Consider the following 25,381-nt stretch of genomic DNA (forward strand, 5'->3'; position numbering starts at 1 on the left):
TTTTATTTTTTACTGAACGGGCGTCGATATTTTGAGAGGTTTCTATACGCAATCTGTGACTTATAACAAAAACGCCGAGCTGGATTCAGTTCGGCGTTTTAATTTTACGCTTCAGTTATGTATTTAAATCAAACTAAGATACTGATAAATAAACTTAAAATCATTCGCATTCGTTACCTATAAATACATGATCTAGCGTTAGATTAAGAACAAACCTGAGTCCAGCTACCGTCGCTACCCGGTTCAGAGCTTGTCCACCAGTTAGCTTGGTAAATACTGCCGTTGTGAACCACTTGGTCACCCGTGTTTGCATGGCTTGGATTACCAGCCCAATCTTTCTGAGGTAGATCTGGGTAAACCGTCAAACCTGCAGTGTCGCATGTACCAGGGTTTGTGCCACCATCGCCAGGGTTACCGCCACCTGAACTGATATCACCTAATGGTAGGTCTGGTTGCTCAAAGCTAAAGGCATAATCGACACCATTCACGCTCACTGCATAGTTTGCAGGGCCTGAAATTGGCAAGTAATACACCATGTCTAGTTCATACACACCACCAGCAGGAAGATCTTCCCATGCAGGCAACGTGAACGCTACGCGGTGCATAGTACCGTCTAATCCGCCGATGTTATCCGCACGAGTATGACCCGAAGCAATCACAGACAAACCACCGCCCGATTGATCTTTCGCGTTATCAGGAGCTGATACTGGGATATCGAACTGGAACTCAGTTCCGCCCGGAAGTGCTTGCCCTGTGTTGTTCGTAAACGTGATCTTAGGGTTGATTGGGTAGTTTTGGTCACCGACTTTGAAGCCACCAACCGATACTGTGATATCTAGCGCTTCTGTTGGGATAGCGCCCGTCGCGACTTTGTTTCCATATGGTGTTGCAGACTTAAACTTATCGTAGATAGCTTTCGTCATTGTGTTACCCATGTGGAACTCACCGTTACCGCTGTTACACGCTTGTTCAGTGGTATCGATTGAAGTTCGGTTGCCGCTCGCATCGAGTACATAACAGTTATAATCCCCTGCTAGTTCCCAAAACATGATGCCGCCGATTTCTTTATCGATAACGTAGTCTGCTTTCACATCGATAGACTGCTTATCTTCTGTAGAGAGGAATACGCCCTTCTCTGCGTTCCACAACCAAGGTGCAACCGCCACGCTGTCGTAGTTACGCGTGTAAGTACCCGTTAGAACATCCGTTGGATCGTTGACAGGATCAAGCTTGTAAGCATCCGCATAAGAACCCCAAATACCTTTCTCTAGGTTCTTCGCGTGCCACATTGGGTTGGAACCCGCACCCATTTCGTTGCCTTTCGGATCGGTATCGTGCCACATGTTGTCGATACCAATTGCGCCATGACCACAGTTATTCTTCTCGCCTTCGCCTGTACCCGCCGCACATTCAGATTGATTTGGTAGCGCAGCTCGGCCCCAAAGACCATTTTCGCCACCCGTTACACCTTGCCAACCACGCGTGTAGTAAGGCACACCGATGTTAATACGACCAGCTGGCATAGAACCGCGGAAGTAATGGTAAGCCCAATCCGTGTTCAGATAACCGATACCACCGTAAGCCGCAGTGCCGTAAACGTTCCATTGTGCTAACTCTGAATCTTTACCTGTATCAAACAATGCAGCGTTATGACCAACGTGATCGTTCCACGCACCGTGAAGGTCGTAAGACATGATGTTTACGTAATCGAGGTACTTGGTGACATCAAATGTTTCCATACCGCGCAATAGGTACCCAGAAGAAGGAGCCGCGATAGTTAACATGTAATGATTGCCATCTTCAGCAGACGCTACATCAAGCTTCTCACGCAGCACTTTCATCAATACTTGGTACGAAGCCCATAGGTACTCACGACGCGGTTCCATGAAGTCTTTGTCGTATGGGTTACCCGCACCGGCCATTGACGTTGGGTACTCATAATCAATATCTAGGCCATCGAATTGATATTTACGCAGCATTTCAACCGCTGAAGTCGCGAATGTTTCAATGCCTTGATGGTTGATAGATCCATCAGCATTGGTCGTCATAGTATAGAAGCCACCATCAGCAACTCGGCTTCCGTCAGTCGCGAAGTGACCGCCCGTTTCAGCCCAACCACCAATTGAGATTAGCGTTTTAACACCATGTTTTTTCTTCGCGGTTGCCAGCGCACCAAAGTGACCTTTGAATCCTAATGCAGGGTCTACTTCTACACCCGGCCACTCTTTACCTACAGCAGCATTATTTGGATCGTTTACGTCACCAACGTTCACTTTGCCATCTGAACCGATGCTCACAAACGCGTAGTTAATATGTGTGAGTTGTTCCCAAGGAATATCATTAACCAGATAAGCCGCTTGCGGGTCGTCTCCTGCACGCCAGCTGGTGAAGTAACCAATCACACGACGAGGGTGATCCGCGCCCATTTTCTCACGGCCTTCATCATCGTAAATTGTACAGTAAGGAACATCGACACCTTGCGTTTGATACAAGCCATCAGGACGACAAGTGCTCACCGTTGGAGCGCCGTTAACTGTCAAAGAAGCCAGTGCTGAATCAGTCGTTGCGCCTTGGTTGTCTGTCGCTTTCGCGTAGACCGCTAGAGAGCCAGCTTGAGTGGTTGTGTAATCTAGCGTGTATGGGCTTGTTGCAGCTGTACCCACAAGAGCACCCGCTACGTAGAAATCAACCTTATCAACCGTACCATCGCTGTCTGCTGCCATTGCAGTTAGTGTAACTACACCACCAACATCAACAGATGTCGCTGAAAGGGCAACTGAAACTGTTGGCGCTTCATTACCTGGTTGTGCTGAATCAACAGAAACAGAAACCACACTTGCAACACTTGCTGCGCCTTCATTATCCGTTGCAACAACTGAAACTTGATGGTTGCCAGACGTTGCAGCCCAAGCCGCCTCAAATGGTGCCGCTGTCACTACTGCAACCGACGAACCATCGACAAAGAATTCTACCGAAGCAACACTGCCATCAGAGTCGAGTGCTGTTGCGCTAAGTACCACATTATCACCTTCAACAATCACATCGGATGCCGTTGGCGCTGTTAACGAAGCGGTTGGCGCTTCATTTGGTGTACCGCCGCCTCCATTGCCACTACACACATCCAGTTTTTTCCACTGTGCGTAATCACCTTCAAATTGGCTCGGGTTGTTGTTTTGATTCCAGTAATTCGCTGAGTACGCGCTGCCGTCATGTGAAACCTGATCACCACCGGTGTATACCGTGGCTGAGTCCCACGTTTCTAACGTTGAACAATCAACAGCCGCATAACTGTTGAACGCCATTAAGCATGACGCGGTTAGAGTACTGAGTGTAAAAACCTTCTTGGCCACTCTTCCTTGGTTTAGGTGCATGTTAGCTATCCCTTAAGTTGTTGTTTCAAGATGTTTAATCTAAATGGCATTTTCCTCACCACTTAAATCTCTTCGCAAAACAACTGTAGGTAACAGCGCCAATTAAACACCTAAAATATTCAGTATTTATAAAATGACTCGCATTAATTTGTTTATAGCATGCAATGAGTCGACACTTATTTTGCACCAACAACTAATATTAATTTATTTCGGAAAGCTAAAAAATAATATCTCAAAAATCGGAAATGTGATTTGGATTCGAGAAAAAAATCCGTATCAAAACTAGCCAAAAAGTAGTGATTTAAAGGCGATTTGGGATTCTTTTGGGAATTCGCCCACTTTTTGATAACAAATGTGTTAGTATCGGCGGCTTTTTTGACGAACCTCACATTTCCATGCAAGTGTGGGAGAAATACATAGGCTTGAAAGAGCCAAATATAGCGAAGAAATAATGTCCAACTTGACGCAAGTCGCCAACGAAAACATCAACGCAGAATCTACTTCTATCGATTTCAATAAAGCTCAATCTCTGGGTGAAAAACTGGAACTCGGAAACCCAGTCTTTTGGCTTAGTGGCAGTTTTTTAACCCTCTTTGTCATCCTCGCTTTTACCAACACCTCCGTGTTGTCCGAACTTGTTAACATCGGCTTCAGTTACTCAACTAAGTGGTTCGGTGCTTTCTGGCAAGTCCTACTACTTCTCAACTTCATTATCGGTTTAGTGCTTGCACTAGGTCGCACCGGCCACGTTCGCTTAGGAACGCTTGCCCTACCTGAAATGACCACCTTCAAATGGATGTCTATCGTCCTATGTACGCTGCTAGCTGGCGGCGGTGTGTTCTGGGCAGCTGCAGAGCCTATTGCTCACTTTGTTTCGGCTCCGCCACTTTATGGCAACGCTGATCCACAAGCGATGGCGTTTAACGCTCTATCACAATCTTTCATGCATTGGGGTTTCCTTGCATGGGCAATCTTAGGTGGCTTGTCTTCTATCGTGTTAATGCATCTGCATTACGACAAAGGCCTTCCTCTTAAACCTCGCACTCTTCTTTACCCTCTACTTGGCGACAAGGCAATCAACAGCTGGGTGGGTAACGTAGTAGACGCATGCAGCATTGTTGCAGTAGCCGCAGGTACTATCGGCCCTATCGGTTTCCTTGGTCTACAAATCAGCTACGCATTGAGCGAACTGTTTGGTATTTCAGACAGCTTTGCAACTCAAAGTGTCGTTATTATCTTTGCTATCGCTATGTACACATTGTCTGCATTAAGTGGCGTGAACAAAGGCATCCAACTGGTTAGCCGTTACAACATCATCTTGTCTGTGTGTCTAATCGGCTACATCCTTCTAGTAGGCCCAACAAGCTTCATCGTTGACGGTTACCTACAAGGCATGGGTGAAATGATTGATAACTTCATCCCAATGGCGCTTTACCGCCAAGATACAGCATGGCTAGGTGGCTGGACTGTGTTCTTCTGGGGGTGGTTCTTAGGTTACGGTCCAATGATGGCTATCTTCATTGCTCGCATCTCTCGTGGCCGCACTATTCGCCAAATGATCGTATCTATCAGCATCGTTGCACCGCTTGTAACGTGTTTCTGGTTCAGCATCGTTGGTGGTAGTGGTTTAGCGTTTGAATTAGAGAACCCAGGTGTGATTTCTAGCGCGTTCGAAGGGTTCAACCTTCCAGCAGTTCTTCTAGCAATTACTGCGCAACTGCCGTTCCCTACTCTGATTGCGATTCTGTTCCTTATCCTGACGACCACGTTTATCGTGACGACAGGTGACTCAATGACTTACACAATCAGTGTAGTAATGACGGGCACAACAGAGCCGAATGCAGCAGTACGTACCTTCTGGGGTATCATCATGGGTGCCGTAGCTATTGCACTTATCTCGATGGGCTCTGGCGGCATCTCTGCTCTACAGTCATTTATTGTGATCACAGCCGTTCCTGTATCGTTTATCTTGCTGCCGTGTTTATGGCACGCACCGAAGATCGCGAAGCAGATGGCAAGAGATCAAGGCATCGCTTAATTCCTAATCCGATTTAGTCTCGGTTAGCCTTTAAAACGAAAAAGCCACTCAAGTGATTCACCTGAGTGGCTTTGTTTTATCTGTTCGTTACTTGTATTGACGAAGCTTATTTCTACCGATAGTTCGGCTTATTGAAACTTTTCACCCGCAGCAACCATAAACGACATCTCAACCAATAGCTCTGGGTTTGCCAGTTCAGCTTTTACACACGCTCGGCTTGGTGCGCTACCTTCAGGGAACCATGAATCCCACACTTCGTTCAGTGCATCGAAGTTCGCGAAATTTGTTAGGTAAATTGTCACCGACAATACGCGAGATTTATCGCTGTCGACCAAGCTCATCATTTCTTCAGCTTGATCAAAAATTTGCTGAACCTGGCTCTTAATTCCTGCCGATGTATCCGTCTCTGGTACTTCAACAAAGCTTGCGATGCCATTAAATACGGTTACATCTGACCAACGCTTGGTCGGGTTAATTCTATGGATTTTCACGTGCGATTCTCTTCTTATAATTAGGATTTACGTCAGCGTAATCTAATCCAAATTCCTAATATTGAAAACAAAAATTAGAAAGCTCCTCTTCCCACCTAAAACCTCCCCTTTGTTACCAAGCATCTTACGACTCGATTTGTCAGGGCTCGAACCTGCGCTCGCTAAAAAAGATTAAGTATTGTTCTCACAGCGAAATTAATTTTGCACTAGTGCGGTCATATTCAGGGATTTTATTAAATGGAGTACTTTTATGCATGTTCAAACCTATGATTTAAAACAGAGTAATGTGGGATATAACCTTGGTGTGATTGGCGTAGCATTAGTGCTCGCTTGGATTGGTATTTACAAGTTTACGCCAACCGAAGCGATGCTCATTGAACCGCTAATCGCAAATCATCCTGCAATGAACTGGCTTTACAATCTGTTCTCAGTACAAGCGGTGTCTAACATGGTAGGTGGCGCGGAGATCATTGTCGCGATTGGACTGATCGTTGGATTTAAGAAACCGACAGTTGCTTTCTATTCAGGCATTGCTGCAGCGGCTATCTTTGTTGTGACACTCAGCTTCCTAATTACAACGCCAAACGCTTGGAAAGTATCGGATGGCATCTTAGTCACTAATTTCTTCCTAGTGAAAGATATCCTGTTTTTGGCTATCGCGATTAGCGTAATCGAACGTAACAAACCTCAGAAGTAACCGTAAACCTATAAGTGGCCGTAACTAGAAGTAACCTTAAACCTTGAAATAAAAAGACTCGAAGCTGGCTAGAAGGACGCTGCCAGCTTCTAATATATGAGGCGATAATCGATTAGCTCGGTCGTCTATTCCGAATACAGATATCACGCCCTAATGGTTTAGATGTTTCTACTCAACTTTTACTCTCAACTCTTCGCACGCTAAGCCATCCAAAAAGCCAATAATAATGTCATTCGTACTTTGCTTCGCGAGATTAGAACCATAATCGCTTAAATCCATATGTTTAGAGTCTGGAATCTCAACAACACAACTACCATATTGCTTCTGCTCTGATTCAGTTGGCAGTACACCCTCTTTGGTAGGGTATTCCGTTGCTCGAATGGAAAGCACTCGGATACTTTCGCTTTTAGGTAAAGTGACTCGTTTATGGTCGAGCGTAATTAGCTGAGAAACATAACTTTTATTTTCGTTACTCAACCATGTAGAAATATCGCCACCGTTCGAATGCCCGACTAAGGTTAACTTGTCAAAATCATAAACAGGGAAACGACTCGCTAGCTCATGTTGAAGTACGTTGAGAGTTTGTGCCCCTCGCGTCCAATTTTCAATTCGTGTTTTATACAAGTCACCAGTCTTCGATAAAGGAGGATCATTTGGTAGTTCGTGATCGACATAAATGGTCATGTAACCCCTATCGTTCAGCATTTCTCCAACAAAACTATATTTGGTGAATGGCACTCGATTACCGGCACTAATAAAAGCCACGCCACACTGTTCTGTCGTTGTACAACTATCAGAATCCTGCGGTAAAACAACCTCTAGAGGTATAGAGCGGTCTCTTGTTGAATCAACAATGACCATTGACTGCGCTGTCGCAGACAGAGATAAGGCACCTAAGCAAACACCTATTAAATACTTCATATCACCTCGAACTCATACACATAAGTAATGCCGCCATTAAGACAAGAGAAATTATGCCTCGAATCTTCAAAACTGCCCTGCCAAATTTGCGGCTAGTATTACTCATACAAGTTCACTTCTCAAGCTGCCAGTGGCGAGAGTTCAGATTATAAAGTTCAATTAAAATAACAAGTTAAAATACCAATTAACTTCGTAGAATAAATGCACCCTATAACAAAAACTCAAACTCTTGAGACGCCTTCGTCGGCAACATTTCGATGACTTCATATTTAGCGATATTCTCTCGATGAAAAGGATCCTCGGTCAAAATCATGTCTAACTGTTCCCTGTTACTAAGCGTAGACAAAATAACACCACCAGTTCGAGGGCTCTTACGACCCGACAACTGAAAGTGCCCGAGTTCATACTGCTTGTTTAAAAACTCAACATGTTCTGGAATGAAACGATCGACTTCCTTCAAAGGCACTTGGTATTCGAGAGAAACAATAAACATAATATTTCCTTACTGTAAAAGAGGTTAGTATTGAGAGTATTCAGTTACATAGATAACACTTTGCGATAATAATAAGCATCTTGAGCCTTCCCTTTGAACACGGCGTAACTTTCAACGCGCTCAACTAAATCAAATCCTGTATTGGATAGGATTTTATTTGACCCTACATTACCCACTAGCGCATAGGCATCAACATATTTAAGGGAAGAGTGCTCGGCCAAGTAGATAAGTACCTTCCTCACCGCGTTGGACGCAATACCTTTAGAACCAAATGCGTGACCTACTCGATAACCTAGTTCTCCAGTTTCAGTGTTCTGGTCGATATCACGAACGTTGATTCGCCCACAAATAGTGCCATTAGCGTCTTTGATCAACATAGGAATCATATCGCCATTGTCATATTCTTTTAGAAAGCTTATAACTTGCTCGGCAACACCCGCATTTGAATAAAAACGGTCTTCTCTAGCTGGAACAAATTGCTCAAACCATTCTCTATTTTCGACTTCAAACTCCAATAAATTACTGACATCGCTTGGGTGAAGTAAGTGTAAAAATATATCCATAATCAATACTCTGATGCTTATCTAAAAAGCCGCACCTTACGATTCATACATCTCAGCTTGTCTTCTGAATATAAGGTAAGTCTCTTAACTTCTTAGCAGGGTTACCTGCATAGATACCTTTCTCGGTGATGTCTTTGGTCACCACACTGCCCGCGCCGATTACCACCCCTTCGCAAATGCTGACAGACAACACTGTCGCATTGGAACCGATGGTAACGTTATTTGCTATAACAGTTCGTCCCCAACTGTCTGGGTTTGGATCTGGCTTGCCATCTTTAAACAAGTCATTCGCGAACATCACCCCGTGCCCAACAAAGCAGTCACTTCCGATCGTCACATACTCACAAATAAAGGTATGAGACTGAATCTTACTTCTGTCACCGATAACCGAGTTCTTTTGAATCTCAACAAAAGGGCCAACGAACACATCATCTTTAAACTCACAGCCATAAACGTTGCTTGGTTCGATGATAGTGACATTTTCGCCACACGTAATATCAGTAATCTGCGCCTTTAAAACTCTAGGACTTGCCATACTTCCTCTCGACATTGGCGTCATAATTCAACCTAAGCGATTGTGTCTTATGCATTAAAGTGCATCAAATAGATGTATTGAGAGTTGGCAGTGGATCAAAGATTCTGCATAAGTTAAAACAAGCCAACCAACACGACTGACAACAGTATGCCTCCGATAAAACTTGGGGCATGAAATGGGCGAGCTTTAGATTTTACGTACTCTTTCTGAAGGTCTTCTTGGTAAGTTTTGACAGCAAGTTCTTTTACATAGTTATTTTGCATAATAAGCTCCTTTTCAATGAGTAAAAGAAGCTTAAGACTTGAAGTTAGGTTGAGGTAAAGTGAAAATTCAAATTAATCGGCATGTTTGTCTTGCTACTCAATAATGACTCTGAAGACATCGTTATTCACACCGCCAACATCCACCAACTCTCCGGGCTTCATAAGAAGCGAAGTATTTAATTGTCGAGTTGAGCGTGGCTCTTTCTTTTCTCGAATCACTAACATATCGACGAAATAGCCAGAGTCTTGCTTACGTATTGAACCCGAAAACGTCACGCTTTCAACCCTATCCGCGAGCACTGAACTAAATGTTTTATCTTCTAAAACACCCGCAGAGATCGACGTATTACCATAAAAAAGAGTGACAGTTGTTGGGTCAGGAGCTAACTCTGGTTTGGATGAACAACCCATCAGGGCTAGGCACAACAGTAAAATAATTCGAAATTGCATAAACTGGTTTTCTTTCTCTCGTTAAACGCTTTTTGTAAAAATACCATGACGATGATTTAACTCACCGCGTCTGTAAGCTCAGCTTTGAATGACTTGTTGTGTAAGTTATCAGCCTCTGCAGACTGGATGGTTCTAGAGATAAGCTCTTCGAAGAGCTCTAGCTGCCCTGCAGGGATGAGCTGATTTTGTATCGCCCTACGTTTGTTAGAATCAAATAACCGCTCGGCCACCCAACCAATTAAGTAGACCAGAGAAAGGCACCCACCAGCTGTAGCAATGTTGCCTTCGATGACTAGAGGTAGATCTTGAACATCTCCACCCATCGCTTCTAATGTTGGTTTTGCATGCGGATTTGTTGTTAGCCTCTTGCCTTTAAGTAAACCGAGTTCGTGCAACACAAAAGATCCAGCGCAAATCGACCCGATTAGCTGCTCGCTCGGATCCAACGGTAATGAGTTCATGAACTCTGGTTCTCTCAATGCAGCCGGAATACCACGATAACCACTTGTGATCAGCACAACGTCTTGCTGCGCAACTTCACTCAAATGACCATCGGTTTTCACGGTCATACCCAAATGTGAGCGATGCTCGAGCTTGGTTCCGAGAACCTTAACCTCCCAAGAGTCTGTCGTTCTTCCTAGTAAGTCATACATCAAGAAGAAGTCTACATCGGTGAAGTCATCAAATAATACGATTCCGACTTTGTACATAATTCATGCCCTTGCTGATTACTCTCGAAAGATAAGAAGCGTTAATAGTGATGCGTTTGATAGAAAGGTGATATTAACCACCACACACTTGAGGTCAAACTCGATCCACAATTATTTATGACCCCAAGGTAACAGCGACGAAGTTAGCCCATTTTCTTTTTACTTCAGGAGTCAACGCTAGTGTAAATTCATAACCTAAGTGATTCTCACGTGTTATTTCAAACCCTAATCGCTTATGAAACTGCACCGACAGTTCATTTAGGCGTAAAACATTGCTTACTAATACCCTTGAATCGCGCTCTTTCAGTATATTTACAATGCCACGAAATAAAGCAAGAAAAGCGGCTTTACTTCTATAGTCTGGGTGTACCACAAACATAGGGACAAACCACTTTCCATCCCCTAAATCACTCAACGTTGTGTAGCCAATTAGCTTATTCTGTCGCCGATATTCGACAAGCAGTCCTTGTTCCATTGATTGAGTGCGCGATGCTAAATACACATCTCTATCTATTGGAAAGCCCGCTTCTTTTGAAATTGACTCTAATGTCATCAAGTCCAGCTCTAAATATTCTTCCATTACTGCCTCTTACCCGTACTTAAAAGAATTGCAGAACAAAGCACGCAATAAACGCCGGTAAGCCAGCAATGAATAACACTAAGCCCGTTTGATAATTCATTCGATAGTGTTCTTGTTGGTCTTTAGCAAAATCGTGCCCGTCGACCATTTTGTAGACTTTGTCTGTAATAGGATCATCTAAGCGCGTTGTTTTGCTATGAACGCCTCCCTCCCACAGAAGTTTTGCCAATATCCAAATGACAATAACGACAAAAAATAAGAAGTCGACGAGTCGAGTAGAAGCAAAGAAAGGAAAAAACTGCGACAGCACATAAACGACCATTGCAGCCATCAAATTGATAAGCACCACTTTCTTTAACAAATCGAGCAAATGAACCTCCTCCAGAATCTTAGTACCTCAATAACAGGTATTTATAAAATTTAGATTTCTCGGTCAATCAAAAATTATGCGCAAGATTGCACTATATGAAGTGCCGCATGTTTAACAACCTTTATTGCTGATAGGAAGCATTACACCGCTCGTGGGGATGTATTGAGGTGGCGCTTACATTCGCGCCCAACTTGTGATGAATTAGAGTCATTGATTCGGTATACACTGTCGCTTAATCGCAGGCCTTCAAACTGAATCAGCTCTAATTCCAAGTTAGGAACTAGAGCCGAAATTTCAACGCTGTTATCGATGTGTGTAACGATGTTTAAGCAACAATGTCTTGTGGAGGTGTACCTTCGCAGTTAGAAACGACGGCATCAATTTGAATTAAAGCGTTCATAGGAATCTCTGAAACCCCAACCACCGTTCTTGCCGGTAAATCAGCATTAAAGAACGTAGTGTAGATTTCGTTCACCGCATCAATATCTGAAACATCTTTAAGCTGAATATTAATTTTCACCGTATCGTCCATGCTGTGGTCAACACTTTCAATGATCGCCTTAATATTCTTAAGACATTGTTCAGTTTGCTCTTTTATACCACCAGCAACCACTTCATTGGTTTTCGGATCTACAGGCAGTTGACCTGAAATATGATTGTAGTGAGAGAAAGCGACTGTGTGCGAATAAGCCATAAATGGCGCATCAACCGTATTATTAGCTTCGATAACCAGTAAGCGAGTGTCTTCTGGCAGTTGTGGCGGTGTACCGTCGCCATGTGAAACGGATGTATCAATTTGAATTAAAGCGCCCATTGGTAGTTCAGCGGCATTAACAACCGTTCGCGCTGGAACATAACTTGGGAAGAACTTAGCGCAAACTTCATTTACCTTTTCTGCATCTTCAATATTTTTAAGGTAAATAGTAGTTTTAACCACGTCATTCATGACATGACCGATGCTCTCTAGAATCGTTTTAATGTTTGCTAAACATTGTGTCGTTTGTTCTGTGATACCACCTGAAACCAACTCACCTGTATTTACATCGATAGGCAATTGAGCTGAAAGGTTGTTGTAGTGAGAAAAAGCCGCTGTTTGCGTAGAGACAACACTATGCGGAGCGTTATCTGTATTTCTTGATACCTTTACCAGCGCGCAAGGTGCTTGTGGTTTAGTGCCTTCGCCGTTTGAAATCAGCGCATCCATTTGAACTAAAGCGTCGCTATTCGGTAGCGCAGCTACGCCCACAACTGTACGTGTAGGAAGACTATTGTTGAAGAAGCTTTTGTAAACTTCATCGATAGCTTCGATATCAGAAATATTCTTAACGAAAATATTAATCTTTACGACATCATCCATAACATGGTCGATGCTTTCAACAATGGCTTTAATATTATTTAAGCATTGTGCTGCTTGGTCTTTAATATTACCGATTACGACTTCACCTGTTTTAGGGTCAACAGGTAATTGAGCTGAAAAGTTATTATAATGAGAAAAAGCGACCGTTTGTGTAGATACAGAATTAATTGGTGCATTTTCAGTATTTCTTGAAATTTTAATGATATCGCTACTCATCGGAATTATCCTTTTAATAATATAGGAATACGTATTTATATTGAACAATCGTATTGGAAAGAATGATTAAAGTAGCGCCATGTTAAGTGAATTATTTTAGGGTAAATGTGATATCCATCAGACTCTCAGTTGACTATAAATCAGCAAGTTATAGAATAATTAGTCATCACACGACTAAATATCCGTCACATTTGGCTTTATCAACTGATAAATTATCTTTAATTTTTAAACTATTCAATAATCTTGAATACTCTCTCAAGTAGTGTGATACGTAAATTACGAAATTTAAATGCAGTTTGATAGGTTGTTCACAATAAAACAGCCTTATTATCAGAACCATTGAACTACCACTAAAATATCCTGCATAAACTCTTAAGCAATTTAACTAATTATTTTAAAAAGTCTATTTTATACAAGTACGTTAATAATATGTTCGATACTCAAATGCCAATAATCTGACAAAGCCCATGATTAGATACATTTACTCATATAATTAAACAAGCGAGATGTTTAGGGTAACTGGGTGAGAAAGGTGGTTGTGATACTAAGAAGTGCTGTTTTCTGAAATGAAGATGGCGTCAGACGAATTATCGACGCCATAGCTTTTGGGACATGGCTTTTTTGAAAGAAGAACTAAACAGCTCTAGGGGTGGTATTGAAGTGGCGCTTAAACTCGCGGCTGAATTGGGATGGGCTAGAGTAGCCGACCCGGCGTGCAGCATCGCTGATTCGTAGGCCTTCTAACTGGATCAGTTCTTTGGCTTTGTTGAGCCTAACCTTCTTCAAGTATTGCAGTGGTGATTCAAAAGTGACGTTACGAAAAGCATTATGGAAAGCAGACACACTCATGTTGGCTTCGTCGGCAAGCGATTGAACAGTAATAGTTTGGTCATACTCTTCATGCACTTTAGATAGTGCTTTAGCGACACGTGCGTAATGGCCGTCATGATGGGCCAAATCAAACAGCACTCGCCCTTCTGAACCGGTTAAGGCACGGTAGACAATTTCGCTGACCATGGCATCACCCAATATGTTGGCTTCGATGTCGCAATGCAGCATTTTCACCAATCGAGTAAAACTTTCTAGCATTTGCTCTTCCATCGGCGTGGATTCTAAGCCGCTAGAATTCTGTTTGTGCTTATTGCAGTAACTCTCAAGAAAGCCTTGGTCTTCTAACTTTTTTACCAAGCTGTGCAAACGTTGAGAGTCAATGTTGATAGATAAACCAAGCAATGGTTCGCCATTAACAGGCAAGGCCTCACACTCCAACGGCATTGGCACACCTACTACAAGGTAATCACCTGCTGCGTAAGTTACTGGGCGTTCGCCAATATAGATGTTCTTTTTTCCTTGCCCGAGCATTATGATGCCAGATTGGTAAGTAAAAGGCTGACGCTGATTGCCACCGCTGCTTCTATATAACCACACGCCGTCAATTTCTGTTTCTCTGATCCCTTCAAGATCATCCCAACCTTTGTGTTCAACGTAAGACTGCATTAACTGAGCGAGTGTATTCATAACTGGCGATATTCCATTCAAGGTGCGGAGTGTATTTGCACAAAAGCCCAAAAAGAATAACAAGTTTGTAGAAATAGGCAATTAATTTGGAGAAACTGGCCTTCACCACCCTAAATTCCTGTACTAATATGCAAATATAGAAATTGAGCAACACATCAGAATAAAAAATCTAGCTTTACACAAGGAACCTACAATGCAATTTACTTATGTTAACCCTACAGTCATCCACTTCGGTCAAGGCCAAATCAACGCTATCAGCCAAGCGGTTGATACTTCGAAGAAAGTACTTGTCATCTACGGTGGCGGCTCAATCAAAAGCAATGGTGTTTACGACCAAGTAGTCGCATCTCTTAAAGATCACGCTTGGATTGAGTTTTCTGGTGTTGAAGCAAACCCAACCAAAGAGACGCTAGATAAAGCCGTCGCTCTTGTTAAAGAAGAAAACGTAGAATTCATTATCGCTGTTGGCGGTGGTTCGGTAATCGATGGTTCTAAGTATGTTGCTGCAGCGGCTAAATACGACGGTGACGGTTGGGACATCCTAGCGGGCAAACACCAAGTAACAGAAGCAACGCCAATCGGCGCAGTGCTGACGCTTCCTGCTACAGGGTCTGAATCTAACATGGGTGCAGTAATCACTCGTAAAGCAACTCAAGAAAAATTGGCATTCATGAACCCTGCGGTACAGCCTAAGTTTGCAGTAATGGACCCAGATGTAATGAAGTCTCTACCAGAGCGCCAATTAGTGAATGGTCTGGTTGATGCTTGGGTACACGTATGTGAGCAATACATCACAATGCCAACAGACGCGATGGTTCAAGACGGCTACGCAGAAACTCTGCTGAAAAACCTACTTGTACTGGGTAAGCAATACGACGAGCGTGACAACGACGCATGGCGTGCCAACCTAATGTGGACAGCAAACCAAGCGCTTAACGGCCTAATTGGTACGGGTGTTCCTCAAGATTGGGCAACACACATGATTGGCCACGAGTTCACAGCACTATGGCACGTAGACCACGCACGCTCACTTGCGATTGTTCAACCTTCACTACTTCGTAACCAAATCGAAGCGAAGCGTTGCAAGCTTGAGCAAATGGGTCGTAACGTATTTGGCCTAGAAGCGGGTGCTGATTTAGCCGAGCGCACAATCGCGGCAATCGAAGCGTTCTACCACAGCCTAGACGTTGCAACTATGTTCGACGGCTACGAAACAAACAAAGAAACAGCGATCGACAATGTTGTCGCTCAACTTGAATCACATGGCTACCTGCAACTTGGCGAAAACCAAGCAATCACGCCAGAGAAGACTCGTGAAATTCTAGAGTCTGCGATTCAATAGCGTTCAAAATTAGAGCAAGGAAAACAAGGTTCTAAGGAAAATCGTCATAATCTAAAAATTTATGCCGTGAAACTGAACCAAATTCTTTGCCCTTGCGTATATCCTCAAGCAGCGTCCAAATCAGGCGCTGCTTTTTATTTGCCCTACAAGATGCTATTAAATTCTCATAAGTCCCTAATTTTATGTGCAATCATATTTCTATATTGTTAAGGTAAACCTGTCTCTTTACTAGGTATGAACAACGATTTGAACAATCTCAAGGAAATGGTTAAGTTTAAGTCACTTAACAAGTGGTATGGTGATTTTCATGCCCTAAAGGATATCGATTTAAATATTGAACAAGGAGAGATAGTGGTGATTTGCGGGCCGTCAGGTTCGGGTAAATCAACCTTGATCCGTTGTATCAATCAGCTAGAACCTTTCGAGAGTGGCGAGCTTTCTGTGTTAGATCAAGCACTTCCGAGCAAATTCAACACCCCAGGCCAAGTTGGGATGGTGTTTCAGCACTTTCATTTATTCCCCCATCTTACTGTGCTTGAGAACTTAACTTTGTCCCCAATTCGTACGCTTAAAAAAAGTAAACACGAAGCCGAGAAGCTTGCAATGCACTATCTTGAGCGTGTACACATCGCAGAACAAGCCAACAAATACCCAGTGCAACTCTCTGGCGGTCAGCAACAACGCGTGGCTATCGCCCGTTCTCTATGTATGAAGCCGGAATTACTCTTGTTCGACGAACCAACTTCAGCGCTTGATCCGGAGATGATCAACGAAGTGCTCGATGTAATGGTTGAACTGGCGAGTGAAGGTATCACCATGGTGTGTGTGACCCATGAAATGGGCTTTGCGAAACAAGTGGCCGACCGTGTTATCTTCATGGATGAAGGACAAATTGTGGAATCGAATACGCCACAAGCGCTCTTTGAAAACCCGCAACATGAACGTACTCAAGCGTTCCTAAATCAGATCCTGACTTATTGATGTTGCTTCGAATTATTAAACCCGCCCTATCCGCTTTGGTACAAATTATTGTGCTCGTGGCTGCGGTTGTCTGGATCCTCGATTCTGGCGCACAAACCATGGGATACAGCTGGCAGTGGGAGCGCGTGCCGGACTATATTGCTTTCTATGAAGATGGTGAATGGTGGCCAGCAGAGCTGGTTGAAGGGCTACTGGTTACCATCAATATCTCTTTGATTTCTTTGGTCGCTACGTTGATCATTGGTTTAACGACAGCGCTATTGAGAAACTCAAACTCTGTAGTCGGACGCACCTTAGCCACCAGCTATGTTGAGTTGATTCGTAATACGCCGTTATTGGTACAAATTTATTTGCTCTATTTTGTATTTGGCCCCGTATTAGGGCTGGATCGCTTTAGCACTGCCGTTTTAGCCTTGGCACTTTTCCAAGGTGCTTACACCGCCGAGATATTTCGTGCCGGTTTAAATGGTATTGCGAGAGGACAATTTGAAGCAGCTCAATCCTTGGGCTTATCAAAGACCTATACTTACTGGGATGTGATTCTTCCTCAAGTGGTGCAACGCACCTTGCCACCTTTGACCAATGAAGTGATCTCTCTTATTAAAAACTCTTCGATTGTGAGTGTCATGGCTATTTTCGACCTGACAACCGAAGCCAGAAACATCGTTTCTGAAACCGCGATGCCATTCGAGATTTGGTTCTCTGTGGCGATCATTTATCTTGCTCTTACACTTTCACTTTCTTCCGTTGCTGCTTGGCTTGAGCATAAGCTCGGAGCTAACTGGCGAACACAATAAGGATTTATCAGCATGAAGCTATTTAAAACCGCGATTACAGCCCTACTTGCGCTTGCCGTAAGTTTGCCTGCACTTGCTTCTGAAACGCCTAACCTCGATAAAATCAACGAACGTGGCTCACTGCGCGTTGGTATGTCGACATTTGTTCCTTGGGCAATGCGTAACAAACAAGGCGATCTTGTTGGCTTTGAAATCGACGTGGCGAAACGCCTTGCCGAAGATTCAGGTTGGAAAGTCGAATTTGTACCTACGGCATGGGACGGCATTATCCCTTCTCTATTATCGAAGAAGTTTGATGTGATCATCGGCGGTATGTCTATTACTGAAGCGCGAGCTAAAAGCGTACTGTTCACTGAACCATACTCGCACTCTGGTGTTCAACTGGCTGCTAATAAAGAGCTAGCGGAAGGTTTTACTCAAATCTCTGATTTTGATTCTCGCCGCGTGAAAATTGCCGCTCGTCGTGGTGCGTTCACCGTTCAAGTGGCTCGTGAAACCTTCCCTAAAGCGAAAGTTCTACAGTTCGATGACGATGCTCAAGCATTCCAAGAAGTGTTAAACGGCAACGCGCACGCAGTTATCGCGTCTAGCCCGAAACCAGAACACGAAGCGATTAAAAACGCAGATACGCTATTTATTCCATTTGAAGAGCGTCTATCCAAAGGTAACGAAGCATTTGCAGTTCGCCTAGGTGAAACTGACAAGGCAGAATTCTTCAACGAATGGATCAAAGCACGTACTGAAGACGGTTGGTTGAAAGAGCGTTACGAGTACTGGTTCTCTACTCTGGATTGGCAAGATCAAATTGCTCAAGGTCAGTAATCTGAAGTTGAGCTCACTTTTTAATATGAGCTAATCTGTCGAATCTGAATCAAGGCAGTGCACTGTTTGCACTGCCTTCTCATCGACGATTTAAGTAGCCTTTTTAAGTAGCTTTATTTGATTCGTTTTAGATCCAAGCAACAACCCAATAATAATTAATGTTTAAACAGGAATGACGTGAGTAGTACTAGCGCATTAACAACACCTAAGCCCAACGTTCATATGAAGCCTTGGTATCAACGCCTTACTCTTTTAGATGGTGTGTTACTCGCTGTCATTTGTGTGTTTGCAGGCTGGCTTTATTATCGCTCTGCTGTTGGTATTAACTACCAGTGGCGCTGGGAAGATGCGTTTACCCTGATTTTTATTCCGCCATCCGAAGGTAACGTCCCGTACTTTTTCCAAGGCTTGATCGCCACACTGCGCTTGAGTGTCTGGAGCATGGTGTTAGCACTCTCTTTTGGCACATTACTTGGCGTCGCAAGGCACTCCAAAATCGCTTTCTTCAGAACGCCTGCACTGATTTTTATCCAGTTGGTTCGAAATATTCCGCCACTGGTGTTTGTCTTCATCTTCTATTTCTTCGTTTCTAACCAACTGATTCCATTACTTGGTTTAGAAAGTATCTTACGTGAACATAATGGCGAGATTAACGCTGTTCAAGGTTTCCTATTCGGCCCAGCTAACCTTTGGGAAAACTTAGCATCTGGTGTTATTTGTATTGGTTTGCTCTCTTCGGCTTATATTGCGGAAGTGATTCGAGCGGGTTTAGAAGGTATTCCTAAAGGCCAATGGGAAGCCGCCGATTCACTTGGCTTGTCTGCATTGTCTAAGTATCGATTTGTGGTTGGCCCACAAGTATTGACTGCCATCACCCCACCATTGGCTGGCCAAGCAATATCTTTGGTTAAAGACACGTCGATTGTGTCTCTAATTTCCATCCAAGAGATGACTTTTGTTGGTACTGAGATGGCCAACTCTTCCGGTTTGATCTTCGAGATCTGGCTGATTGTTGGCTTCGTATATTTTACTTTGTGCTTTGCACTTTCGCGTCTATTCAAAGTGATTGAGCAGCGTTCTAGCGCCTACCTTAACCATCAGTAACACCATTAATCAAAAGTATCGACTCGCCCGACTATTCATTGCCCTTATCAATTTCACCTGATTGGTTTAAGCTATTGACTAATCAGGATTTATCTCTTCATATTTCTTCTTAGAAACACAGCAAAATACTCGCCTAATCACTATACTTAAAGTATCGAACTGCGTTGATTCTTCTCAAGGACATCACTCAACATGGACAATCATAAAGAAAGAGCTTTTTACGCTGTTGTTGGCGCCTTGGTTGGCGACGCCGCTTCAATGGGGCTGCACTGGCTGTATGACCAAGAGAGAATCTTACACGTAGCGGGTTTTGAGCCAGAGTTTCGCTCACCGAATCAGTTCGATTACCAAGACAAGGGCAACTTTGCGCACCAAGGTAAAACCGCAGGTGAACAATCGCAATACGGTGCTCAGCTCTTGGCGATGGTCGACAGCTTAGTCGATAATAAAGAATACGATGAAGCGAGTTACATCAAACACTTCCGCTTCTGGTTTGATTTTGGTGGCAGTTGGCGAGGTTACATTGATAAAGCCACTCGTATGAGCTTGCTGAACATCCATCAATTAGAACTAGAGAACGCCCCAATTACAGCTTGTGGCGCAGACGACACGCAGCTCCCCGCAGTGTCAAAGATCATTCCATTAGTGGCGTGTACTTATACCTCTCATACCTTACCAGCGATGGTAGAGAACGCGGTACGAGTGACCAACAACAACGACAAAGCCGTGGAATGGGCGCAAGCCATCACCCTGTTGATTCAAGCTGCGATACAAGGTAATTCACCACTACAGTCGGTAGAAATAGTGCGACAAACTTGCAGCAGATTTATACATGATCAAATCGATGAAGCATTGACTGAACCTGAGCTTTCAATAACAGATGCCGCGAAGAAGTTCGGATTGCATTGTGAATTGAGTGCCGCGTTTCCACTGTTGATTCGCATCATTGCGGGTGCTCAGAGCTTTAAACAAGCTATTCGAGATAACATCTTATGTGGCGGTGATAGCTGCGGTCGTGCGATCGTGATTGGCGCGGTATTAGCGGCTTGCTTCTATGAAGAAGACGGAGCGATTCCAACAGAATGGCTAAACCAAGTCGAACTCAATGGTGGTGTTTTGTCTTTGCCGATTGAGTGATTCCCACAATAACGAACTAAAGTCTGACATAAGACAAGCACACTTCTAGGTCGGAGACTGTCGTTCCTATAAGGTTGGAACACACTGTGACAACTCATTCTTTAGCCAAACCACAAACGGGCTTTCTGGTTCATCGTGCTTGTCATCTTGTGTGAGCAATATGTACTGATGACCGGAAGGCACAAAGCCGAACGGTGCGATTAAGTTGCCTCTATTCAAATCATCAACCACCAATGGATAAGAGCCAAGAGCTGCTCCTAACCCATCAACGGCCGCTTGAAAGCAAAAATAGAAGTGTGCAAAGGTTTGGTTTGAAATAGCTTGCGGCACCATTCGGCTATCAAATTCACTATCTTTAGTGATGGATGCCCAGTGGCTCCAAGCGTTTGGTCGCGTGCTGCTGTGCAGTAATTTTACATCAGCTAACTTGTCTTTGACCTGTTGCCAGTAATCAGGCGAGAACACAGGGCCAACCCACTCTTCAACTAACGGAATCTGTTTATAATGCTCGATTACGTTGAAGTCGTCTCGGCGAATGGCCATATCTAATCCAGTTGCGCCTAATGTCACAGGTCCACCTGCGGTAGACAATCGGACATCAATTCCGGATTCGTTATAGAAATCACCGAGTCGAGGCATTAACCAACGCATGGTCAATGTGGGTTCGCATGAAACCTCCAACGCGTGATGATTCAGCTGATTAAGCTTGTGGACTCCAGTTTCCAAGGCTTGGAACGCTTGCTCTGTGTAACCTTTGAGTAATTCCCCCTCTTTGGTGAGACACACATTCCTGCCCTGTTTATAGAACAAGGCGTGAGATAAGTGATTTTCCAATACCTTGATCTGCTTACTCACTGCGCCATGTGTGATATTGAGTTTATCCGCCGCATCACTGTAACTGCTCGAATGCGCTGCTATGTGGAAAATATGAAATGCTTTCAAATGTCTCATGTGTGATTTTTTCTCACAGATAGGTGGAGTTCATTTCGATTATAGGCAGCAATAAAAAACCATACAATACTCGCTCATCAAATATAAAGAGTTGGAGTCATTATGGAGTGGTTAAGCCTAGCAGTATTGGGACTATTGATTGTTATTAGTCCAGGAGCTGATTTCGTTTTAGTTTTGAAAAACAGTGTCAATCAAGGAAGACAAGCAGGGATTTGGACTGCAATAGGTGTGAGTTTAGCGATTTGTGTTCACATCAGTTATTCAATGCTTGGGATCAGTTACTTAATCTCACAGAATGAGCAGCTGTTTGACATGATCAGATACACAGGTGCAGCCTACCTTATTTATCTAGGGCTAAAAGGTATCTTGAGTGCGGACAACAAGCTTGCACCGATGGAAGATGCAAAACAAAGCACCAATGTTTGGCGCTATTTAGCCCAAGGCTTTTTATGTAACGTGCTCAACCCAAAAACCATGTTGTTCTTCTTGAGCATCTTCAGCCAAATCATCTCACCTGATGCAGAAAACCAGCATGTCGCACTCGGCTATGGACTTTACATGATCGTTCTTCACGGCTTATGGTTTGGAATTGTCGCTATGCTGTTTACTTCGAATACATTGCAAAAGCATCTATTGAGAGCAAAGAAAAGGCTTAATCAAGCGTGTGGATTTGGCTTAGTGACGTTCGGAGCACTATTGGCGGTTAAGTCTTAAATAGAAGCTAAAACTAATAAACTCAATGATACAGTGTTCCATTGAGTTTATTTACAATTTCCAGCTAAGTTAACCAGTTTTAAGGCAGCTAATACTTTAGAGCCAACGAACGATTAGAGCTGCTGACTCTTAGGAGTTTCTATATTCCACCCTTCACCGATAGTATCTGATACCGCAAGCAGACCCTCAAGGTAAATGGAAACTTCTTCACTTGATTCAACTGTGAAATAAAAGTCCTTCTCAGTTTCCTGAGCAGCAAAGATTAGGTCATCAGTTAAAGTCAATGTGTTGGGTTTAACCATGTACTCACTCGACATTTCGATAGAGTGGTAACGTTTATATCCGTCTACAACGATCCCTCTTGGAACATTGCAGCGTGCTTCTTTAACAACGTAACTACCTGGCTTGATATTATCAAACAATACGTACTCTAGATCTTCGTAGACTGTCATTCTCAACGTCTCCGGTTCTTGAGCGAGTTCATCACCAATCTTTTCGTACATTAGAATCGAAAAAGTATCACACGGATAAACACTACCAACCTTAATGATCTTCGTAGTAATACCAATAGCTCCATCTCCATGAGGAGCAGATAGAGTATTCGACGCATTATGAGGTAACGTCATACAACCCGTTAAGCTAGCTACCAAAGCCATTGGCAGAAAATGTTTCATATAAAGCCTTTATTCTTATCAATATAATTATTCGGCGACCCTATCATTAAAAATCCCAGACCGAAAACAAAGATTGATAAAATCTTGATATAGTTAGCATTATTTTATAATTCAGCTGACAGTTCTCATATTTACACGTCCTCTGTTGGCAGATGAAGGCAACTATCTGATGGAGATACAGGCTAAAGGAATGAGTTAATCTCAATTATTACAAACTATTCACGCCACATATAGACAAACTGATCGTTTTGCGAGGTGATTTCGAAGCCAAACCTTAAATACAACTCCCCAACTCGATTACCTTGTAAATAACACAACTCTACAGGCTTATTGAGTTTGGCTGCTTGAGCTAAGCAATCCGTTAAAACTTGGCTGCCAATACCTTTGCCATGATATTCAGGCAGTAGAAAGAATCGGCAAAAGTAGAAGTTATCACCTTTGTCTTGCAACAACACACTGCCAATCGCTTTACCCTGATATTCAATGATTTCAGGCCGTTCTTCTACCCACTCTTCGGCGTGTATATCTCGTTGAATTTGCTCATCCCAGCCAAAAACAGCTTTGATTGGCTCAAATTCAGCCGCCTTTTTTAGCTCGAACAGAAATTCATAATCTGATGACTGAGCGGGTCTTGTCGAATACTTCAAAATATCTCCAACAATAATCAATGAACTATAACCAATGAATAGAAACAACAGCGGCTTCATTTCCAAAAAGCTCGCTCACGACAAGTAAGTGAGAATGAGGAAGGTGCCATGCTTCAGTGTTCATTTAGGGTTTAGTTGAAAGCGTAGAACTTCGTGTTTATCTTGCTCTGAGTAAAAGGTATTTAAGAACTGCCCGCTACACTTCTCAATTACTTTTTGCGAAGCAATATTGCCGTACTCGCAGGTAATAATAGCGTTTTCGGTCAGTACGTGACGTTGAACCCAAGACAACATATGACTTGCGATACCTTGCCCTCTCGCTTGTGGCAAAGTCTCGTAGCCTATGTGTCCGATAACGTTATGAATGTATTCACTGGTACCATGACGAACTCTTATCACACCAAGGATTTGACCAGAGTCGATACAAAAATACGTAGAAGCAGGCGTCCAACCTTCTGGAAGTTCCTCACCTTTTGAATAAGCGACTCGCCTTTTTAAATACGCATCACTACTGTCAGAAATACCGGTGTAAATAACTAACCCATCCTCAGAGCAAGCATTCACATAATGATGAAAGGCACTTGAGTACGAAATATCAGCTTTGACCATGTCCATATAGTTTCGATTCCTAGTTACTGCTCTTTCGGGTTGAGCTATCAAGCCTAAGCTAAGTGCATGGTGTATTCTTGATGCCCTGTATGTTCATCAACTTGTTCATTCACAATAGAGAATCCTTGGGACAAGTAGAATTGAATCGTCGCTTGGTTCTCTTTATACACATTCAATGACAAGTTCAGACATTCAAGCTTAGCGTGTTGGATAAGTTGCTTACCAATACCACTGCCTTGATGTTCTGTACTGACAAAGATCGCCGCTAAGATCCCTTCATAAAGCGAATAAAAGCCACGAACCTCACCGTCTACTTGATACACGTAAGTTGTTGATGCCGGAATATATAGGTCACGCATATTGGCCACTTGCGACTCCCAAAACTCAGGAGCCACAAAGTCATGGGCCTTTATCGAGGCGGTTAACCAAATATCTAAAACAGCTTCAATATCATTTGGGTTGTACTCTCTAATCATCTTAATTCTCAGGCAATTAATATTGTTTAATGGGCTAACCAGTATGCCAAGAAGCGACTTAAACCTATTGAAGATTTACGACAATGTCCCAGTCAGAATTATTGAACGGCAATGATAGATCAATACCATTGGCCGCTATTGCTTCTTAACGTACTTCGCCGTAACAAGCATTTCACCGCCACCATCCAGCTTGCAATCTAACTGGTGATCTTTGCCTTCATTGATTCGTCTGATTACTGCTTTAGTGCCGATTTTCAGTACAGAAGAACTGCCTTTGATTTTTAGATCTTTAATGAAGGTAACTTTATCGCCACTTTCCAATACAACGCCATTTACGTCCTTAACACGCGCGGCTTCTCTTTCTAAACGCTCTTCTTCTGGATTCCATTCATAGGCACACTCAGGGCAGATCAGGTTGTTTTGGTCTGGGTAGACATATTCAGATTGGCATTGCGGACAAGGAGGTAAAGACATACGTTAATACTTCATTTAAATAGAATTTGTCCCCATTTTAATGACTCTTGTTAGGCTTAGCGAGCACAAATCGAACCAAT

At 43.2% G+C, this 25,381-nt stretch carries 28 protein-coding genes and 1 pseudogene; 9 read left to right on the forward strand and 20 right to left on the reverse strand.

All coding sequences use genetic code 11. The features are described from left to right. Positions 1-203: 203 nt before the first annotated feature. Entirely contained in the window at positions 204-3,371 is a 3,168-nt protein-coding gene (locus BCV39_RS15805; RefSeq protein ID WP_102433482.1) for a glycosyl hydrolase family 18 protein, read from the reverse strand. Between the two features lie 451 nt (positions 3,372-3,822). Between BCV39_RS15805 and BCV39_RS15815 the strand changes: the two genes are divergently transcribed. After that, positions 3,823-5,409 (forward strand): BCCT family transporter, encoded by a 1,587-nt coding sequence (locus BCV39_RS15815; RefSeq protein WP_029405430.1) that lies wholly within the window; start codon positions 3,823-3,825, stop codon positions 5,407-5,409. Positions 5,410-5,537: 128 nt separating this feature from the next. On the opposite strand, the gene BCV39_RS15820 is transcribed toward BCV39_RS15815, so the two are convergent. Continuing rightward, entirely contained in the window at positions 5,538-5,900 is a 363-nt protein-coding gene (locus BCV39_RS15820; RefSeq protein WP_048660042.1) for a RidA family protein, read from the reverse strand. A 250-nt stretch (positions 5,901-6,150) separates the two neighbouring features. Between BCV39_RS15820 and BCV39_RS15825 the strand changes: the two genes are divergently transcribed. Continuing rightward, entirely contained in the window at positions 6,151-6,597 is a 447-nt protein-coding gene (locus tag BCV39_RS15825; RefSeq protein ID WP_017108085.1) for a DUF417 family protein, read from the forward strand. A gap of 168 nt (positions 6,598-6,765) precedes the next feature. On the opposite strand, the gene BCV39_RS15830 is transcribed toward BCV39_RS15825, so the two are convergent. From BCV39_RS15830 to BCV39_RS15875, 12 genes and pseudogenes are all read right to left on the reverse strand, one after another. Beyond that, the gene (locus tag BCV39_RS15830; protein WP_065104713.1) at positions 6,766-7,518 is read right to left on the reverse strand and encodes an alpha/beta hydrolase; all 753 of its coding nucleotides are present in this window, start codon (positions 7,516-7,518) and stop codon (positions 6,766-6,768) included. Positions 7,519-7,726: 208 nt separating this feature from the next. Beyond that, positions 7,727-8,011 (reverse strand): YciI family protein, encoded by a 285-nt coding sequence (locus BCV39_RS15835; RefSeq protein ID WP_017108087.1) that lies wholly within the window; start codon positions 8,009-8,011, stop codon positions 7,727-7,729. Positions 8,012-8,055: 44 nt separating this feature from the next. Then, positions 8,056-8,574, reverse strand: coding sequence for a GNAT family N-acetyltransferase (locus BCV39_RS15840; protein ID WP_102433481.1), 519 nt, complete (start codon positions 8,572-8,574; stop codon positions 8,056-8,058). A gap of 52 nt (positions 8,575-8,626) precedes the next feature. Beyond that, positions 8,627-9,109, reverse strand: coding sequence for an acyltransferase (locus tag BCV39_RS15845; RefSeq protein WP_102433480.1), 483 nt, complete (start codon positions 9,107-9,109; stop codon positions 8,627-8,629). A 113-nt stretch (positions 9,110-9,222) separates the two neighbouring features. Then, positions 9,223-9,372: a hypothetical protein gene (locus tag BCV39_RS23190; protein ID WP_162929982.1), complete on the reverse strand. Its 150-nt coding sequence runs from the start codon at positions 9,370-9,372 to the stop codon at positions 9,223-9,225. A gap of 93 nt (positions 9,373-9,465) precedes the next feature. Then, positions 9,466-9,822, reverse strand: coding sequence for a hypothetical protein (locus BCV39_RS15850; protein WP_102433479.1), 357 nt, complete (start codon positions 9,820-9,822; stop codon positions 9,466-9,468). A gap of 56 nt (positions 9,823-9,878) precedes the next feature. Then, positions 9,879-10,532: a DJ-1/PfpI family protein gene (locus BCV39_RS15855; RefSeq protein WP_102433478.1), complete on the reverse strand. Its 654-nt coding sequence runs from the start codon at positions 10,530-10,532 to the stop codon at positions 9,879-9,881. Positions 10,533-10,647: 115 nt separating this feature from the next. After that, the gene (locus BCV39_RS15860; RefSeq protein ID WP_048660035.1) at positions 10,648-11,112 is read right to left on the reverse strand and encodes a GNAT family N-acetyltransferase; all 465 of its coding nucleotides are present in this window, start codon (positions 11,110-11,112) and stop codon (positions 10,648-10,650) included. Between the two features lie 19 nt (positions 11,113-11,131). Beyond that, on the reverse strand, positions 11,132-11,482 hold the full coding sequence (locus BCV39_RS15865) for a hypothetical protein (protein WP_048660034.1): 351 nt from the start codon (positions 11,480-11,482) through the stop codon (positions 11,132-11,134). Positions 11,483-11,622: 140 nt separating this feature from the next. Next, a pseudogene (locus BCV39_RS23500) lies at positions 11,623-11,745 on the reverse strand (AraC family transcriptional regulator); the annotation flags it as partial. A 62-nt stretch (positions 11,746-11,807) separates the two neighbouring features. Then, the gene (locus tag BCV39_RS15870) at positions 11,808-13,055 is read right to left on the reverse strand and encodes a RidA family protein (protein ID WP_102433395.1); all 1,248 of its coding nucleotides are present in this window, start codon (positions 13,053-13,055) and stop codon (positions 11,808-11,810) included. A gap of 633 nt (positions 13,056-13,688) precedes the next feature. Further along, positions 13,689-14,573, reverse strand: coding sequence for an AraC family transcriptional regulator (locus BCV39_RS15875; RefSeq protein WP_102433396.1), 885 nt, complete (start codon positions 14,571-14,573; stop codon positions 13,689-13,691). A 193-nt stretch (positions 14,574-14,766) separates the two neighbouring features. Here BCV39_RS15875 and BCV39_RS15880 point away from each other — a divergent pair, with 193 nt between their 5' ends. From BCV39_RS15880 to BCV39_RS15905, 6 genes are all read left to right on the forward strand, one after another. After that, positions 14,767-15,915, forward strand: a complete 1,149-nt coding sequence (locus BCV39_RS15880; RefSeq protein ID WP_055318922.1) for an iron-containing alcohol dehydrogenase — start codon at positions 14,767-14,769, stop codon at positions 15,913-15,915. Positions 15,916-16,149: 234 nt separating this feature from the next. Beyond that, positions 16,150-16,896 carry an amino acid ABC transporter ATP-binding protein gene (locus BCV39_RS15885; RefSeq protein WP_048662590.1) on the forward strand — a complete coding sequence of 249 codons (747 nt, stop codon included), beginning with the start codon at positions 16,150-16,152 and terminating at the stop codon, positions 16,894-16,896. Beyond that, a complete protein-coding gene (locus BCV39_RS15890) occupies positions 16,896-17,693 on the forward strand; it encodes an amino acid ABC transporter permease (RefSeq protein ID WP_102433397.1) in 798 nt (265 codons plus the stop codon). Before BCV39_RS15885 ends, BCV39_RS15890 begins: the two co-directional genes overlap by 1 nt. A 12-nt stretch (positions 17,694-17,705) precedes the next feature. Beyond that, positions 17,706-18,515, forward strand: coding sequence for a transporter substrate-binding domain-containing protein (locus BCV39_RS15895; RefSeq protein ID WP_017093706.1), 810 nt, complete (start codon positions 17,706-17,708; stop codon positions 18,513-18,515). A 177-nt stretch (positions 18,516-18,692) separates the two neighbouring features. Beyond that, a complete protein-coding gene (locus BCV39_RS15900; protein WP_048660028.1) occupies positions 18,693-19,619 on the forward strand; it encodes an amino acid ABC transporter permease in 927 nt (308 codons plus the stop codon). Positions 19,620-19,811: 192 nt separating this feature from the next. Beyond that, the gene (locus BCV39_RS15905; RefSeq protein WP_102433398.1) at positions 19,812-20,756 is read left to right on the forward strand and encodes an ADP-ribosylglycohydrolase family protein; all 945 of its coding nucleotides are present in this window, start codon (positions 19,812-19,814) and stop codon (positions 20,754-20,756) included. A 66-nt stretch (positions 20,757-20,822) separates the two neighbouring features. On the opposite strand, the gene BCV39_RS15910 is transcribed toward BCV39_RS15905, so the two are convergent. Further along, entirely contained in the window at positions 20,823-21,707 is an 885-nt protein-coding gene (locus BCV39_RS15910; protein ID WP_057623228.1) for a LysR family transcriptional regulator, read from the reverse strand. Positions 21,708-21,809: 102 nt separating this feature from the next. Here BCV39_RS15910 and BCV39_RS15915 point away from each other — a divergent pair, with 102 nt between their 5' ends. Further along, positions 21,810-22,421: a LysE family translocator gene (locus BCV39_RS15915; protein ID WP_102433399.1), complete on the forward strand. Its 612-nt coding sequence runs from the start codon at positions 21,810-21,812 to the stop codon at positions 22,419-22,421. A gap of 113 nt (positions 22,422-22,534) precedes the next feature. On the opposite strand, the gene BCV39_RS15920 is transcribed toward BCV39_RS15915, so the two are convergent. From BCV39_RS15920 to BCV39_RS15940, 5 genes are all read right to left on the reverse strand, one after another. Continuing rightward, positions 22,535-23,095, reverse strand: a complete 561-nt coding sequence (locus tag BCV39_RS15920; RefSeq protein ID WP_057623223.1) for a hypothetical protein — start codon at positions 23,093-23,095, stop codon at positions 22,535-22,537. A gap of 215 nt (positions 23,096-23,310) precedes the next feature. Further along, a complete protein-coding gene (locus tag BCV39_RS15925) occupies positions 23,311-23,742 on the reverse strand; it encodes a GNAT family N-acetyltransferase (RefSeq protein WP_102433408.1) in 432 nt (143 codons plus the stop codon). Positions 23,743-23,862: 120 nt separating this feature from the next. Then, positions 23,863-24,357: a GNAT family N-acetyltransferase gene (locus BCV39_RS15930; protein WP_102433400.1), complete on the reverse strand. Its 495-nt coding sequence runs from the start codon at positions 24,355-24,357 to the stop codon at positions 23,863-23,865. Between the two features lie 47 nt (positions 24,358-24,404). Continuing rightward, positions 24,405-24,827: an N-acetyltransferase gene (locus BCV39_RS15935; protein ID WP_102433401.1), complete on the reverse strand. Its 423-nt coding sequence runs from the start codon at positions 24,825-24,827 to the stop codon at positions 24,405-24,407. A gap of 135 nt (positions 24,828-24,962) precedes the next feature. Beyond that, positions 24,963-25,301, reverse strand: a complete 339-nt coding sequence (locus BCV39_RS15940; RefSeq protein ID WP_004731484.1) for a zinc ribbon domain-containing protein YjdM — start codon at positions 25,299-25,301, stop codon at positions 24,963-24,965. Positions 25,302-25,381 lie beyond the last annotated feature (80 nt).

The sequence above is a fragment of the Vibrio sp. 10N.286.55.E10 genome (assembly GCF_002872555.1).
Lineage (GTDB): Bacteria > Pseudomonadota > Gammaproteobacteria > Enterobacterales > Vibrionaceae > Vibrio > Vibrio crassostreae.

Bases quoted from the DNA above. Each gene is read 5' to 3' on its own strand.
- BCV39_RS23190 (WP_162929982.1), bottom strand. From the start codon at position 9,372: ATGCAAAATAACTATGTAAAAGAACTTGCTGTCAAAACTTACCAAGAA.
- BCV39_RS15830 (WP_065104713.1), bottom strand. From the start codon at position 7,518: ATGAAGTATTTAATAGGTGTTTGCTTAGGTGCCTTATCTCTGTCTGCG.
- BCV39_RS15845 (WP_102433480.1), bottom strand. From the start codon at position 9,109: ATGGCAAGTCCTAGAGTTTTAAAGGCGCAGATTACTGATATTACGTGT.
- BCV39_RS15890 (WP_102433397.1), top strand. From the start codon at position 16,896: ATGTTGCTTCGAATTATTAAACCCGCCCTATCCGCTTTGGTACAAATT.
- BCV39_RS15870 (WP_102433395.1), bottom strand. From the start codon at position 13,055: ATGAGTAGCGATATCATTAAAATTTCAAGAAATACTGAAAATGCACCA.
- BCV39_RS15910 (WP_057623228.1), bottom strand. From the start codon at position 21,707: ATGAGACATTTGAAAGCATTTCATATTTTCCACATAGCAGCGCATTCG.
- BCV39_RS15915 (WP_102433399.1), top strand. From the start codon at position 21,810: ATGGAGTGGTTAAGCCTAGCAGTATTGGGACTATTGATTGTTATTAGT.
- BCV39_RS15840 (WP_102433481.1), bottom strand. From the start codon at position 8,574: ATGGATATATTTTTACACTTACTTCACCCAAGCGATGTCAGTAATTTA.
- BCV39_RS15850 (WP_102433479.1), bottom strand. From the start codon at position 9,822: ATGCAATTTCGAATTATTTTACTGTTGTGCCTAGCCCTGATGGGTTGT.
- BCV39_RS15875 (WP_102433396.1), bottom strand. From the start codon at position 14,573: ATGAATACACTCGCTCAGTTAATGCAGTCTTACGTTGAACACAAAGGT.
- BCV39_RS15835 (WP_017108087.1), bottom strand. From the start codon at position 8,011: ATGTTTATTGTTTCTCTCGAATACCAAGTGCCTTTGAAGGAAGTCGAT.
- BCV39_RS15860 (WP_048660035.1), bottom strand. From the start codon at position 11,112: ATGGAAGAATATTTAGAGCTGGACTTGATGACATTAGAGTCAATTTCA.
- BCV39_RS15905 (WP_102433398.1), top strand. From the start codon at position 19,812: ATGGACAATCATAAAGAAAGAGCTTTTTACGCTGTTGTTGGCGCCTTG.
- BCV39_RS15940 (WP_004731484.1), bottom strand. From the start codon at position 25,301: ATGTCTTTACCTCCTTGTCCGCAATGCCAATCTGAATATGTCTACCCA.
- BCV39_RS15805 (WP_102433482.1), bottom strand. From the start codon at position 3,371: ATGCACCTAAACCAAGGAAGAGTGGCCAAGAAGGTTTTTACACTCAGT.
- BCV39_RS15815 (WP_029405430.1), top strand. From the start codon at position 3,823: ATGTCCAACTTGACGCAAGTCGCCAACGAAAACATCAACGCAGAATCT.
- BCV39_RS15825 (WP_017108085.1), top strand. From the start codon at position 6,151: ATGCATGTTCAAACCTATGATTTAAAACAGAGTAATGTGGGATATAAC.
- BCV39_RS15880 (WP_055318922.1), top strand. From the start codon at position 14,767: ATGCAATTTACTTATGTTAACCCTACAGTCATCCACTTCGGTCAAGGC.
- BCV39_RS15920 (WP_057623223.1), bottom strand. From the start codon at position 23,095: ATGAAACATTTTCTGCCAATGGCTTTGGTAGCTAGCTTAACGGGTTGT.
- BCV39_RS15895 (WP_017093706.1), top strand. From the start codon at position 17,706: ATGAAGCTATTTAAAACCGCGATTACAGCCCTACTTGCGCTTGCCGTA.
- BCV39_RS15935 (WP_102433401.1), bottom strand. From the start codon at position 24,827: ATGATTAGAGAGTACAACCCAAATGATATTGAAGCTGTTTTAGATATT.
- BCV39_RS15855 (WP_102433478.1), bottom strand. From the start codon at position 10,532: ATGTACAAAGTCGGAATCGTATTATTTGATGACTTCACCGATGTAGAC.
- BCV39_RS15930 (WP_102433400.1), bottom strand. From the start codon at position 24,357: ATGGACATGGTCAAAGCTGATATTTCGTACTCAAGTGCCTTTCATCAT.
- BCV39_RS15885 (WP_048662590.1), top strand. From the start codon at position 16,150: ATGAACAACGATTTGAACAATCTCAAGGAAATGGTTAAGTTTAAGTCA.